Origin of the sequence: Streptomyces cavernae (genome assembly GCF_004023625.1) — a bacterium.
Lineage (GTDB): Bacteria > Actinomycetota > Actinomycetes > Streptomycetales > Streptomycetaceae > Streptomyces > Streptomyces cavernae.
In genome coordinates this window covers 53,372-66,480 of the sequence record NZ_RPDJ01000041.1, presented here as the reverse complement: position 1 = coordinate 66,480, position 13,109 = coordinate 53,372, and the positions used below count along the sequence as shown (strand labels likewise).

Genomic DNA, 13,109 nt, shown 5'->3' with positions numbered 1-13,109 from the left:
TGATCACCCTAGGCGGGTCCCGGTCGGCTGCGCGACCACCTTTTCGGCGGACGCGTCCGGCGCGGCGGCCAGGCGGCGCTTGCGCTTGGGCAGGCCGAAGGTCGGGTGCGAGGTGCCCCACAGCGCCCCCTTTTCGATGGCCGCCTTGATCCGCGCGGCCTTCCGCCCGCCCATGTACTTCGGCTTTGCCTGCCCTTCGTCGTCAACCGACTGCCAGAGCCCGTCCCGCCGCCCGAGGCTGATGGCGTTGTACAGGTAGACCAGCTTGACGTTCGCGATCTTGCGGCCGGTCAGGCGTCCCACGATCGCCTCGATGGCCTGTCGGCCGGTGTAGCCGGCCGAGCCGCAGGACATCGGCAGCGGACGGCCGTTGTCGCCGAGGGCATGGACACTGTCGCCGATGGCGTAGACGTTCGGGTGCGAGACCGACCGCATGGTGCGGTCGACGACGATCCGGCCGTTCTCGGTGACCTCCAGCCCGCTGGCGGCGGCGATGGGGCTGACCGCGAACCCGGCCGTCCAGACGGTTGCGTCGGATGCCAGGGCGGTGCCGTCGGCGCACAGCACCCGTGTCGCTTCGACGGCTTCGACGCTGGTGTGCTCCAGGACGGTGATGCCCAGCCGGTCGCAGGCCTGGCGCAGGTGGCTGCGGGCTCCGGCGGAGAGCCGGCTGCCCAGCTCGCCACGGGCGATCAGCGCCACCGACAGGCTGTGCCGGGCTTCGGCGATCTCGGTGGCGGTCTCGATGCCGGTCAGCCCGTCGCCGACGACCACCACACTCCCGCCTCCGCCCCGCCCGCCCAGGCCGCCCAGGCCGCCCAGGCCGTCCAGGCCGTCCAGGCGCTCACGCAGACGCAGCGCCGAGGGCCTGGCGGCGACGTCGAAGGCGTGCTCGGCCACGCCGGGGACGGCGTGGTCGTCGCCGTGGCTGCCGAGCGCGTACACAAGCGTGTCGTAGCCGAGGTCGCCGCCACCGTCGGCGTCGGCCACCGCAACGACCCGGCGCTCGGGGTCGACAGCGGTCACCAGGGCCACGCGCAGCCGGATCCCCGTGCCGGCGAAGACATCGGCGAGCTGCGGAGCCTCGATGTCCCGGCCGGCCGCCAGCTGGTTCAGCCGCAGCCGCTGGACGAAGTCCGGCACGGCGTTGACCACGGTGATCTCGGTGTCCGCCGAGGACAGCCGACGGGCCAGGTTCCCGGCCACGTAGGCCCCGGCATAGCCGGCGCCGAGGACGACGATGCGGTGCTTCATGTGTCGCTCCTGTCGGTTGGCTTGCTCTCGGTGACTTGAGCGGAACAGCGCCCCGATTCCTGACAGGAACTGCATGTGACATGGGTCACAGAACGGCGGGAGCGCGGGAGCGCGGAAGCGGCAGGAGCGACGGCCGACAATGCCCGCGGCGCGGAGGCGGAGCAACGCCGACCGGCCTCCGGGAACGCCCGAGGGCGGTACCTCCTGCCGCAGCAGGAGGTACCGCCCTCGGTCCTTTACGGACAGTCGATCGACCAGAAGCCGATCAGAAGTCCATGTCACCGCCCGGCATACCGCCACCGGCGGGCGCGGCGGCCTTCTCCGGCTTGTCGGCGATGACGGCCTCGGTGGTGAGGAACAGCGCGGCGATGGAGGCCGCGTTCTGCAGCGCGGAGCGGGTCACCTTGGCGGGGTCGATGATGCCCTCGGCGATCATGTCGACGTACTCACCCGTCGCGGCGTTCAGGCCGTGGCCGACCTGGAGGTTGCGGACCTTCTCCACGACGACGCCACCCTCGAGACCACCGTTGACGGCGATCTGCTTGAGCGGGGCCTCCAGGGCGAGCTTCACGGCGTTGGCGCCGGTCGCCTCGTCACCCTCGAGCTCCAGCTTCTCGAACACCTGGGAGGCCTGCAGCAGGGCCACGCCACCACCGGCGACGATGCCCTCCTCGACGGCCGCCTTCGCGTTGCGGACGGCGTCCTCGATGCGGTGCTTGCGCTCCTTGAGCTCCACCTCGGTGGCGGCACCGGCCTTGATGACCGCGACACCGCCGGCGAGCTTCGCCAGGCGCTCCTGCAGCTTCTCGCGGTCGTAGTCGGAGTCGCTGTTCTCGATCTCGGCGCGGATCTGGTTCACGCGGCCGTTGACCTGCTCGGAGGCACCGGCACCGTCGACGATGGTGGTCTCGTCCTTGGTGATGACCACCTTGCGGGCCTTGCCCAGCAGGTCGATGGTGGCGTTCTCCAGCTTGAGGCCGACCTCCTCGGAGATGACCTCGCCGCCCGTCAGGATGGCGATGTCGACGAGCATGGCCTTGCGGCGGTCACCGAAGCCGGGGGCCTTGACCGCGACCGACTTGAAGGTGCCGCGGATCTTGTTGACGACCAGGGTCGACAGGGCCTCGCCCTCGACGTCCTCGGCGATGATCAGCAGCGGCTTGCCGGACTGCATGACCTTCTCCAGCAGCGGGAGCAGGTCCTTGACGCTCGAGATCTTGGAGTTGGCGATCAGGATGTACGGGTCGTCGAGGACGGCCTCCATACGCTCCATGTCAGTGGCGAAGTACGCCGAGATGTACCCCTTGTCGAAGCGCATACCCTCGGTGAGCTCCAGCTCCAGACCGAAGGTCTGGGACTCCTCGACGGTGATGACGCCTTCCTTGCCGACCTTGTCCATGGCCTCGGCGATCAGCTCGCCGATCTGGGTGTCGGCGGCGGAGATGGAGGCGGTGGAGGCGATCTGCTCCTTGGTCTCCACGTCCTTGGCCTGCTCGAGCAGGGCGCCGGAGACGGCCTCGACGGCCTTCTCGATACCCCGCTTCAGGGCCATCGGGTTGGCGCCGGCGGCTACGTTGCGCAGACCCTCGCGAACCAGGGCCTGGGCGAGGACGGTCGCGGTCGTCGTGCCGTCACCGGCGACGTCGTCCGTCTTCTTCGCGACCTCCTTGACCAGCTCGGCGCCGATCTTCTCGTACGGGTCCTCGAGCTCGATCTCCTTGGCGATGGACACACCATCGTTGGTGATCGTGGGGGCGCCCCACTTCTTCTCGAGGACGACGTTGCGGCCCTTGGGGCCGAGCGTCACCTTGACGGCGTCCGCGAGCTGGTTCATGCCGCGCTCGAGGCCGCGCCGCGCCTCCTCGTCGAACGCGATGATCTTGGCCATGTGAAGTGGTCCTCCCGGACTGGGGTGGATTGCTCCGGACCGCGCTGGCGCCCGCGACGGACGGCCTGCCTGCCTCGTGGTTCCTTGCCCCACCCGGCCTGCGGACCTCACCGACCCGGTCCTCGTTGTCACTCTCACCTTCAGAGTGCTAACGCCAATGATTAGCACTCGGGGTGGTCGAGTGCAAGGCGCGCCCGCGAAGCGGGCTCGTTGGGGGGTGATGGCCGGGAGACGGGCGGGCGCATGAGTGACGGCCCCCGGGCAGACCGAAGGGCTCACGCCCCCTCGGGGGGCGCGAGCCCTTCGTCACGTCAACAAGCAGTCGGCGCGTTACTTCAGCCTGCGAGGCGAACCATGTCCGCCTGCGGACCCTTCTGGCCCTGCGAAATCTCGAACTCGACCCGCTGGCCCTCTTCCAGGGTGCGGTAACCGTCCATCTGGATCGCGCTGTAGTGGACGAAAACATCCGCACCACCGTCGACCGCGATGAAGCCGTACCCCTTCTCCGCGTTGAACCACTTGACGGTGCCCTGAGCCATGCCTAACTCCCCTATTACTGGCCCTTGCACAGATCCACACTTCGCGGACCCGGGTCAGACCTCACCCCCCAACGGTTGGGGGTGTGCGCCGGAACGCGTCGACCGCGGCTGTATGTATCTGTCCAACTGCCGTCTGCAACAGGTCAATCGGACGAGAAATCTGGGCGCGACCGATCCGGAATATATGGAGAATTCGCGAAGTTTCGGGGCAAGTCGGGCCCCATAAATGCCTTATAAGGCTCAAAAGGAAGAGACACTTTGGCTACTTCTTGCCGGAGATCAGGCGGGAACTCATACACGTCCGACACGTGGAAGCGAGGCAGTTCCCCAACTGTACCGCGCTCAACCATACAGAATTGCCCCCTCCGCTTCTCTCACGGAGGGGGCAATTCGATGAACTCTCGGTAATCGGCGTTACCGTGGGTAATGATCAAGCATCAGCCGCCGGCGACCGCCGGGATGATCGACACGCCCGCACCGTCCGGCGTCGCGGTCTCGAGCCCCTGCTCGAAGCGCACGTCGTCGTCGTTCACGTACACGTTGACGAACCGGCGCAGCTTGCCCTGGTCGTCCAGGACCCGGGCCGCGATACCCGTGTGGTTCTTCTCCAGGTCCGCGATGACCTCGGCGAGGGTCGCTCCCTCCGCGGTCACCTCCGCCTGGCCACCGGTGTAGGTACGGAGGATCGTCGGAATGCGAACGTTCACGCTCATGATGCGAGGCCAGCCTCTCGGAAGGAGTCAAGGTTCGGGCGGATGGTGGCGGTGAGCCCGGTGCCGGCCACCGCGTCGAGGGTCTTGAGGCCGTCGCCGGTGTTCAGTACGACCGTGGTGAGGGACGGGTCCAGCACACCGTTCTCGAGCAGCTTCTTCGTCACGCCGACGGTCACCCCGCCCGCGGTCTCCGCGAAGATACCCTCCGTCCGCGCCAGCAGCTTGATCGCCTCGACGATCTGCGGGTCGGTCACGTCCTCCACAGCACCCCCGGTACGCCGCGCGATGTCCAGCACGTACGGACCGTCGGCCGGGTTGCCGATGGCGAGCGACTTGGCGATGGTGTCAGGCTTCTGCGGCCGGACGACGTCGTGGCCGGCCTTGAAGGCCACCGACACCGGCGAGCAGCCCTCGGCCTGCGCGCCGAAGATCTTGTAGGGCTTGTCCTCGACCAGCCCGAGCTTGATCAGCTCCTGGAGCCCCTTGTCGATCTTGGTGAGCTGGGAGCCGGAGGCGATCGGCACGACCAGCTGGTCCGGCAGCTGCCAGCCGAGCTGCTCGCAGATCTCGTACGCCAGCGTCTTGGAGCCCTCGGCGTAGTACGGCCGCAGGTTGACGTTGACGAAGCCCCAGCCCTCGCCGGCCGGGTCGCCGATCAGCTCGGAGCAGAAGCGGTTCACGTCGTCGTAGTTGCCCTCGATGCCGACGAGTTCGCCGCCGTAGACAGCGGCCATGACGACCTTGCCCTGCTCCAGGTCGTGCGGGATGAAGACGCAGGAGCGGAAGCCGGCCCGGGCGGCGGCGGCACCGACGGCCCCGGCCAGGTTGCCCGTCGAGGAGCAGGACAGGGTGGTGAAACCGAAGGCGCGGGCGGCCTCGATCGCCTGGGCGACGACACGGTCCTTGAAGGAGTGCGTCGGGTTGCCGGAGTCGTCCTTCACATACAGGCCGCCGGTCACGCCGAGCTCGCGCGCCAGGTTGTCGGCCTTGACGAGCTGGGTCCAGCCGGGATTGATGTTCGGTTTGTCGGCCACGTCGGCGGGGACGGGCAGCAGCGGGGCGTAACGCCAGATGCTCGAAGGCCCCGCCTCGATCTGCTTGCGGAGCTCTTCGGTTTCGTACGAGGAGAAGTCGTAGGCGATTTCGAGGGGGCCGAAACACTCTTCACAGGCAAACACCGGTCCCAGTGGCACCTGGTGGCCGCATTCGCGGCAGGAGAGCGCGGCGGCGGCGCCGAGGTCTACGGAGTTCGTGGTGCTTGCATCACTGTGCACAGCCATGGAGGCGAGGCCCTTTCTCCTCATCTTCCTCACGGCGCATCTCGCCGCGAGACGGAATTGGCACCTTCCCTAGCCACGAGCCTCGCCGGAATACGACCGTGACGCTGTGCGTTCCGACGCGTGCGGCTGGAGGGTTGCCGGGGCTTCAACGGGCCGTGTCCCTCTGCCCCTCTGGATGAGCGGTATGCGGTTGTTTTCGAGCGTGTGACACCGGGCGGCCACCGACATGCGATGGTCACCGGCGTTGTTCAAGACTGTAACCGAAGGCCAGGACAGTTGAGATAGTCGTCCGAACCGCGAGATGGATCACAGGATGACCGAGTCGTCCGTCGAGCCTCGCTTCGGGCATGATCCCCCCGCCCATCGCGCAACGTAAGGAGCCGCAGACTGTGCTGGAAGAAGTCGAGCGCTGGCTGAAGACCCGCTCCTGGTCTGTGACCGATCGCCCGCTCCACAGGATCCTGGCCGCGAAACGCGCCTCCGGCTCGTCGGTCAGCGTCGTGCTGCCCGCACTGAACGAGGAGGAGACGGTCGGCGAGATCGTCGCCGCCATCCGTCACGACCTGATGCACCAGGCCCCCCTCGTCGACGAGATCGTCGTCGTCGACTCCGGGTCGACCGACCGGACCTCCGCGGTGGCCGCCGCGGCGGGCGCCCGTGTGGTGCACCGGGACGAGATACTGCCGCGCATCCCCACCGTTCCCGGCAAGGGCGAGGTGCTGTGGCGTTCGCTGCTGGCCACCAGCGGCGACATCGTCTGTTTCATCGACGCCGACCTGAAGGAGTTCTCCTCCGACTTCGTCTCCGGGACCGTCGGACCGCTGCTCACCGATCCGGACGTGGACCTGGTCAAGGGGATGTACGACCGCCCGCTGGCCCTGTCCGACGGGCCCGCCTCCGGTAGGACCGCCGCCGGCCAGGGCGGCCGGGTCACGGAGCTGATGGCGCGTCCGCTGCTGAACATGCACTGGCCGCAGCTGGCCGGGTTCGTCCAGCCGCTCGGCGGCGAGTACGCGGCCCGCCGCTCGCTGCTGGAGCGGCTGCCGTTCCCCGTCGGCTACGGCGTCGAGCTCGGCATGCTGGTGGACGCCCTGCACCTGGTCGGCCTGGACGCCCTCGCCCAGGTCGACGTCGGTGTCCGCAAGCACCGTCACCAGGACGGGCAGGCGCTCGGCCGGATGGCCGCGGCGATCTACCGCACGGCCCAGCTACGGCTGGCCCGTGGGCATCTGATCCGTCCCGTCCTCACCCAGTTCGAACGTGGCGCCGAGGGTTTCGAGCCACGGACGTTCTCGGTGGACACCGAGGAGCGGCCGCCGATGGCGGAGATCGAGGAGTACGCGGCACGCCGAGCGGCCTGAACCCTGGGTCGAGCGCGCGGCCCCGTGCCGGAGCCGGGTGTCAACGCGTGCGCCCGTCGCGTGAGCCCATGCGTCGGCGGAACATCGCCGGAACGTGTGTGCTCCCGTGCGCGGGTGCGCGCGTGAGCGTGTGCGCCCCCGTGAACACGTGCGCCGTCCGGCGTAGTCCTGTGACGTGTGTGCGCCTCGTATACGGAGGCGTCGTACGTTTGAGCGTTTCGGCGGCGGGCTAGGTTGTGGCGTATGGCTTCCAAAGGTGCCCGGATCCTGGTCGCGTCCAACCGCGGACCGGTCTCGTTCGCCCTGGACGAGACCGGTGCGCTCACCGCCAAGCGCGGCGGCGGCGGGCTGGTGTCCGGGCTTTCGGCGATCGGCCCCGAGGCGGACGCGGTGTGGGTGTGCTCCGCGCTGAGCGACGCGGACCGCGAGGCGGTGCGCCGCTCCTTGGACGGGCGGCTGCCCTCGGACACGACCGGCGGTCAGCGGGTGCGGATGCTCGACATCGACGCCCGGGTGCACTCCGACGCGTACAACGGCATCGCGAACTCCGTGCTGTGGTTCGTCCACCACATGCTGTACCAGACCCCGCTGGAGCCCGTCTTCGACGCGGAGTTCCGGCGCCAGTGGGCGTCGTACGAGGCCTACAACCGGGCCTTCGCCGAGGCCCTGGCGGAGGAGGCGGCCGACGGCGCCGCCGTGCTCGTCCAGGACTACCACCTCACCCTGGTCCCCCGGATGCTCCGGGAACTCCGCCCCGATCTGCGCATCGGGCACTTCTCGCACACTCCGTGGGCGCCGCCGGAGTACTTCCGGATGCTCCCGGACGACATCCGCGCCCGGTTGGTGTGGGGCATGCTCGGCGCCGACCGGCTGGGGTTCCTGACCTGGCGGTGGGCGCACGCATTCATGCAGTGCGCGGGTGAGATCGACGGGGACCGGATCGCCGTCGGCGTCCCGGGCCGCCCGGGCGAGCCCGGGAGCATCGAGCACACGGACACCGGCCGCCCGCCCCTGAGCACGACATGGATCGGTGTGCACGGCCTCGGCGCCGACGCCGACTTCCTGCGCAAGCGCGCGCACCAGCCGGACGTCGCCGAGCGGATGAACGCGCTGCGCGCGGAGATCGGCGAGGGCCGCAAGACGATCGTGCGCGTGGACCGCACCGAACTCTCCAAGAACATCGTGCGGGGGCTGCTGGCCTACCGGGAACTGCTGGAAACCTGGCCGGAGTGGCGGGAGCGCGTCGTGCACGTCGCCTTCGCCTACCCCTCCCGGCAGGACCTCGCGGTGTACCGCGAGTACACGGCCGAGGTGCAGCGGGTCGCCGAGGAGATCAACGCCACGTACGGCACTCCGGGCTGGACCCCGGTCGTGCTGCACGTCAAGGACGACTTCGCGCGCTCCCTGGCCGCGTACCGGCTCGCCGACGTGGCCCTGGTCAACCCCATCCGCGACGGGATGAACCTGGTCGCCAAGGAGGTCCCCGTCGTCTCCGACGAGGGATGCGTACTGGTCCTCTCCCGCGAGGCGGGGGCGTACGAGGAACTGGCCGAGGACGCGATCGCGGTGAACCCGTACGACGTCCAGGGCACCGCCGCGGCGCTGCACACGGCGCTGACCATGCCGTCCGGGGACCGCGCGGAAGGCACCAAGCGCCTGGCCGACGCGGCGACGGCACTACCGCCGACGCGCTGGTTCCTGGATCAGCTGGAAGCACTGGAGACGAGCGGATAGCCCCTGCCCCGGACGCCCCCGTCCGGGGCGATGGCCGGGCGGGCGGGCCCGACGACCCATGACCGGGCGGGCGGGCCCGACGACCCATGGCCGGGCGGGCGGGCCCGACGACCCATGGCCGGGCGGGCGGGCCCGACGACCCATGACCGGGCGGGCGGGCCCGACGACCCATGACCGGGCGGGCGGGCCCGACGACCCATGACCAGGCGGGCGGGCCCGACGACCCATGACCAGGCGGGCGGGCACGACGACCCATGGCTCGATCGGCCGAGCGGCCGAATGGCCGAATGGCCCGGACGGCTCAGGCGCCCCTCGGCCTAGCGGTTCATCCCGCTCGCCAGTGCTGCCAGCAGGCGTACGACCCCCTCGGCTCCGGCCACGACCAGGTCGGCCCGCTCGGCCAGGTCCGTGACCTCCGTGCTGCCGCTGCACACCAGCACGCCCGGTACGCCGTCGGAGCGGAGCTTCTCGACGGCGGCGAAGGCCGGGAGATCGCCCAGGTCGTCGCCGGCGTAGAGGACCGCCTCGGCGGAGACCTCGCGTACGTGGTCCAGCAGGGCCACGCCCTTGTCCATGCCTGGGGGACGCAGTTCCAGGACCATACGGCCCGGTTCGACGATGAGCCCATGGCGGGCGGCGAGGCCGGCGAGTGGTTCGCGGAGGGCCTCGAAGGCTGCCCACGGATCGTCGGCGCGGCGGGTGTGGACGGCGACCGCGCGCCCCTTCTCCTCGATCCAGATGCCCGGTCCGGCCCCGCTCCGCTCGAGCAACGCGGGGAGTTCGGCGCGGACGGCGGCCACGCCCGGGTGCGGGGGCGGGGCCGTCACGGTGTCCGTCGCCGCGTCCCAGCGCTCGGCGCCGTAGTGGCCGAGGACGACGAGGTGCTCCAGGCCGGGGACGCCGGCGAAGCCGCCGTTGCGGACGGCGACGGCTGCGGGGCGGCCGGTGACGACCGCGACGGACGCCACGTGGGGGGCGAGCGCCGCGAGTGCGGGGATCGCGTCCGGGTGGGCCCGGGCCTGCTCCGGGTCGGCGACGATCGGGGCGAGAGTGCCGTCGAAGTCGAGTGCGATCACGCTCCGCTCGGGTCGGCGCAGCACGGCGTCAAGTCCTGCCCGTCCCGCGGGGGTCCCGGGCGTCGGCAGTTCGTGGCTCCCCATGGTGGTGAACCTATCCGGGGAGCGCGGGCGGTACTCCTGCGAGCCTTCGACCCGACCGAGAAGAGGACAGCGAGAAGAGGACAGAATCTGACCGCTTCCCCTGCCAATGTCGTCCCTGCCACCAGACACGGCGACCAGAAGGACGCGATCACTGTGAAGGTTCTCGACACCAGGGCGCTGGGCCGTGCGACGCTCGCCCGGCAGTTGCTGCTCGATCGCGCCGACATGCCGGTGCTCGACGCCGTGGCGCACCTCGGCGGTCTGCAGGCGCAGGAACCGCAGGAGCCGTTCGTCGGGCTCTGGTCCCGGCTGCGCGCGTTCGACCCGGCGACGCTGTCGGAGCTGCTGACCGGGCGGAGCGTGGTGCGGACGCACCTGATGCGCCGCACCGTCCACCTCGTCACCGCCGACGACGCGCTGGCCTGGCGGGCCCGCCACGAGCCCATGCTGCGCCAACGGGTGCTCGGGGTCTACCGCCGCGAGCTCGACGGGGTGGATCTCGACGAGCTCGCGGCGGCGGCCCGGGCCGTGCTGGCCGACGGGGAGCCCCGCTCGATGTCCGGGCTCGCGCGGGCGCTCGCCGAGCGCTGGCCGGAGCCGGGGCCGCGGGCCCTGGGAGAGATGGTGATCACCGCCCTCGTCCCGGTGGCGCAGCTGCCGCCGCGGGGACTGTGGCGCATGAAGGCGGGGGTGCGTAACCTCCCGCTCTCCTTGTGGCTGGGCCGGGAGGTCGACCCGCCGTCCACGGACGGCTCCGATCCTGTGGGCCGGGCGATGGTGCGGCGTTATCTGGCCGCGTTCGGCCCCGCCGCCTCGGCCGACCTGCGCGCCTGGTGCGGCCTCGCCGGGCTGCCTGCCGCGGTCGCCGCGTTACGCGAGGAGTTGGTCACCTTCCGCGACGAGCGCGGCCGGGAACTGCTGGACCTTCCCGACGCGCCGCGCCCCGACCCCGACACACCCGCCCCGGTGCGGTTCCTGCCGGCGTTCGACAACGCGCTCCTCGGCTACCACGACCGCGGCCGGATCGTCGACGACGCCCACCGCGGCCTGTCGGTCGCCGGTGCTCGCGTCGTGCTGGTCGACGGCCGGGTCGCCGCGACCTGGAGCGTGGAGGCCGGCACCGTACTGGTCACCCCGCTGCGCCCCTTCTCCCGGGACGACCGCACCGCCGTCGCCGAGGAGGGGCGGGCGCTGGCGTCGTTCCTCTCCGAGGGCGACAGCCGACGCGTACGGATCGCGGCGTCCGACAGTTGAGCCCACGGCGCTGGGCGTATCGCCGCGTCCGGACAGCCCCGGGCACTGGGCGCATCGCCGCGTCCGGACCGCTCCGCCCCGGGCACTGGGCGTATCGCCGCGTCCGGACAGCCCTGGGCACTGGGCGCATCGCCGCGTCCGGACCGCTCCGCCCCGGGCACTGGGCGCATCGCCGCGTCCGGACCACTGAGCACGAGCTGTGCCGCTGAGCACCGAGCGCTTGCATGCCGGGTTCCGGGCGGGGCACCCATGGGCCGCGGCTTGCCGCGGGTCAGCGCTCGCTCCGCCGTTCCTCCCGTATCCGCCGCAGCCGATTGACCGTCACCGGGTCGTGCCGCAGGGCTCGCTCGTCGTCGAGGAGGGCGTTCAGGAGCTGGTAGTAGCGCACCGGAGCCAGACCCAGCCGCTCGCGTATGGCGCGCTCCTTGGCGCCGGCGGAAGGCCAGCCCCGCTGTTCCATGGCGAGGATGGCCTTCTCCCGGGCGGCGAGCTCTTCCATGGAGAAGAACGTAACCCGCGCCACCGACAGGGCTACTCCCGGGCCCGCTCCGCCGCGACCGCGTCGCGCTGCAGCTGCCCCAGCACCGCCGTCGGCCCGGCCGACCCCACCGCCTTGCCGATCTGCTTCTTGATGTCCGCCGACACCTCCGCCCAGGACGTCTTGCCCACGGGGTACAGCTCGGAGGTGGTGAGCTGCTCCAGGAACGGCACGAGCGCGGAGTCGGCCTTGTTCTGCCGCATCAGGTCGGACGCGGAGGACGTCACGGGCAGCAGGTTGTACTCGCGGGCGAACTTCAGGACGTTGTCGTCGTTGTAGACGAAGTCCAGGAAGTCCCGGATCTGCTCGCGGTGTTCGTTCTGCTTGAACGCCATCATCCAGTCCGCGACACCCATCGTGGCCTTGGACTTCCCGCCATTGCCGGGCATCGTCACAACGCCGAACTCCACGCCGGTGGACCTGGCCATTCCCATCAGCGTGGGGTGGCCGTTGAGCATCCCGACCTCGCCCCGGGTGAACGCCGCGAACGCCTCGGCACGGTTCAGCTTCCCGGGCGCGACCGGTCCGGTCAGTCCGTTGTCGACGAGGTGTTCCTTCAGCCAGGTGAACGTCTCGATGTTCTGCTCGGAGTCGAGGTTGTAGCCACCGACCTGGTCCGTGTATCCGTCACCCCCGCTGAGCAGCCACATCATCGTCTCCGCCTGCGCCTCCTCGGGCCCGAGCGGAAGCGCGTAGGGGTACTCGACCCCCTGCGCCTTGAGCGCCTCGGCGGCGCTCTGCAGCTGGGACCAGCTCTGCGGCGGGGTCAGCCCGGCCTTCTTGAAGAGGGTCTTGTTGTAGAAGAGCAGCCGCGTGGAAGACACGAAGGGCATGCCGTACTGCACCATGTCGACCTGTCCCGCCCGGCTGAGCTGCGGCAGGAAGTCGGCCTGGGTGGCGATGGAGAGGACGTCGCCGGCCCGGTACAGCGCGTCGTCGGCGGCGTAGTCGGCGTAGGCGCCGATCTGTGCGAGGTCGGGTGCCTTGCCGTCCTCGACCAGCTCCTTGACCTTGGCGTCGACGACGTTCCACGAGTAGACGTCGACGTCCACGTCGATCCCGGGATGGTCGGCCTCGAACTCCTTGACCAGGTCACCCCAGTAGACCTTGGAGCTGTTCGCGGCGGAATCACCGTAGTCCGCCGCAATCAGCTTGAGCGTCACGTCGCCGGTGGCACCCGCGGAGGTGCCGCACCCGGCGAGCGTGCCCGCCATGCCCAACGCGGTCACCACCGCGAGTAGTCCTGTACGCCGCTTCACGTGCTTCCCCAGCCCTGGATCGAAAGGCTCCTCGACGGAGTCCTTGGCTTGATCGACTCCCCGAGAGGAGTCCTCGGGGCCCTCGGCCTGACCGATCCCCGGGAGGAAATCCCTGGCCAAAGGCTCCGT

The 13,109-nt window shown here is 70.2% G+C and carries 11 protein-coding genes and 1 riboswitch; of the genes, 3 read left to right on the top strand and 8 right to left on the bottom strand.

All coding sequences use genetic code 11. From position 1 onward, the window contains the following. Window positions 1-3: 3 nt before the first annotated feature. From EF387_RS37775 to thrC, 5 genes are all read right to left on the bottom strand, one after another. Window positions 4-1,254: an NAD(P)/FAD-dependent oxidoreductase gene (locus EF387_RS37775; protein ID WP_128381124.1), complete on the bottom strand. Its 1,251-nt coding sequence runs from the start codon at window positions 1,252-1,254 to the stop codon at window positions 4-6. A 265-nt stretch (window positions 1,255-1,519) separates the two neighbouring features. Continuing rightward, a complete protein-coding gene (gene groL / locus EF387_RS37770; RefSeq protein ID WP_128381123.1) occupies window positions 1,520-3,142 on the bottom strand; it encodes a chaperonin GroEL in 1,623 nt (540 codons plus the stop codon). Between the two features lie 335 nt (window positions 3,143-3,477). Then, a complete protein-coding gene (locus tag EF387_RS37765; protein ID WP_009339379.1) occupies window positions 3,478-3,681 on the bottom strand; it encodes a cold-shock protein in 204 nt (67 codons plus the stop codon). Between the two features lie 437 nt (window positions 3,682-4,118). Next, on the bottom strand, window positions 4,119-4,394 hold the full coding sequence (locus EF387_RS37760) for a MoaD/ThiS family protein (RefSeq protein WP_128381122.1): 276 nt from the start codon (window positions 4,392-4,394) through the stop codon (window positions 4,119-4,121). Then, a complete protein-coding gene (gene thrC / locus EF387_RS37755; protein ID WP_128381121.1) occupies window positions 4,391-5,674 on the bottom strand; it encodes a threonine synthase in 1,284 nt (427 codons plus the stop codon). Before thrC ends, EF387_RS37760 begins: the two co-directional genes overlap by 4 nt. Window positions 5,675-5,691: 17 nt before the next feature. Next, window positions 5,692-5,856: riboswitch (SAM riboswitch) on the bottom strand. A 207-nt stretch (window positions 5,857-6,063) separates the two neighbouring features. Here thrC and EF387_RS37750 point away from each other — a divergent pair. Together EF387_RS37750 and EF387_RS37745 are read left to right on the top strand one after the other, a co-directional pair. Continuing rightward, on the top strand, window positions 6,064-7,035 hold the full coding sequence (locus tag EF387_RS37750) for a glucosyl-3-phosphoglycerate synthase (protein ID WP_128381120.1): 972 nt from the start codon (window positions 6,064-6,066) through the stop codon (window positions 7,033-7,035). Between the two features lie 243 nt (window positions 7,036-7,278). Continuing rightward, complete coding sequence (locus EF387_RS37745) at window positions 7,279-8,769, top strand: alpha,alpha-trehalose-phosphate synthase (UDP-forming) (RefSeq protein ID WP_202918489.1); 1,491 nt, start codon at window positions 7,279-7,281, stop codon at window positions 8,767-8,769. 317 nt (window positions 8,770-9,086) lie between these two features. Here the strand turns inward: EF387_RS37745 and otsB are convergent, their stop codons facing one another. Continuing rightward, complete coding sequence (gene otsB / locus EF387_RS37740; protein WP_128381119.1) at window positions 9,087-9,929, bottom strand: trehalose-phosphatase; 843 nt, start codon at window positions 9,927-9,929, stop codon at window positions 9,087-9,089. Between the two features lie 153 nt (window positions 9,930-10,082). Between otsB and EF387_RS37735 the strand changes: the two genes are divergently transcribed. Continuing rightward, a complete protein-coding gene (locus EF387_RS37735) occupies window positions 10,083-11,183 on the top strand; it encodes a winged helix DNA-binding domain-containing protein (protein ID WP_128381118.1) in 1,101 nt (366 codons plus the stop codon). Between the two features lie 271 nt (window positions 11,184-11,454). On the opposite strand, the gene EF387_RS37730 is transcribed toward EF387_RS37735, so the two are convergent. Together EF387_RS37730 and EF387_RS37725 are read right to left on the bottom strand one after the other, a co-directional pair. Continuing rightward, a complete protein-coding gene (locus EF387_RS37730; protein WP_128381117.1) occupies window positions 11,455-11,682 on the bottom strand; it encodes a DUF3263 domain-containing protein in 228 nt (75 codons plus the stop codon). 32 nt (window positions 11,683-11,714) lie between these two features. After that, entirely contained in the window at window positions 11,715-12,935 is a 1,221-nt protein-coding gene (locus tag EF387_RS37725; RefSeq protein WP_128381158.1) for an ABC transporter substrate-binding protein, read from the bottom strand. Window positions 12,936-13,109: the final 174 nt, after the last annotated feature.

Coding starts and splice junctions, on each gene's coding strand:
- EF387_RS37775 (WP_128381124.1), bottom strand. CDS start 1,254: ATGAAGCACCGCATCGTCGTCCTCGGCGCCGGCTATGCCGGGGCCTAC.
- groL (WP_128381123.1), bottom strand. CDS start 3,142: ATGGCCAAGATCATCGCGTTCGACGAGGAGGCGCGGCGCGGCCTCGAG.
- EF387_RS37765 (WP_009339379.1), bottom strand. CDS start 3,681: ATGGCTCAGGGCACCGTCAAGTGGTTCAACGCGGAGAAGGGGTACGGC.
- EF387_RS37760 (WP_128381122.1), bottom strand. CDS start 4,394: ATGAGCGTGAACGTTCGCATTCCGACGATCCTCCGTACCTACACCGGT.
- thrC (WP_128381121.1), bottom strand. CDS start 5,674: ATGGCTGTGCACAGTGATGCAAGCACCACGAACTCCGTAGACCTCGGC.
- EF387_RS37745 (WP_202918489.1), top strand. CDS start 7,279: ATGGCTTCCAAAGGTGCCCGGATCCTGGTCGCGTCCAACCGCGGACCG.
- otsB (WP_128381119.1), bottom strand. CDS start 9,929: ATGGGGAGCCACGAACTGCCGACGCCCGGGACCCCCGCGGGACGGGCA.
- EF387_RS37730 (WP_128381117.1), bottom strand. CDS start 11,682: ATGGAAGAGCTCGCCGCCCGGGAGAAGGCCATCCTCGCCATGGAACAG.
- EF387_RS37725 (WP_128381158.1), bottom strand. CDS start 12,935: ATGGCGGGCACGCTCGCCGGGTGCGGCACCTCCGCGGGTGCCACCGGC.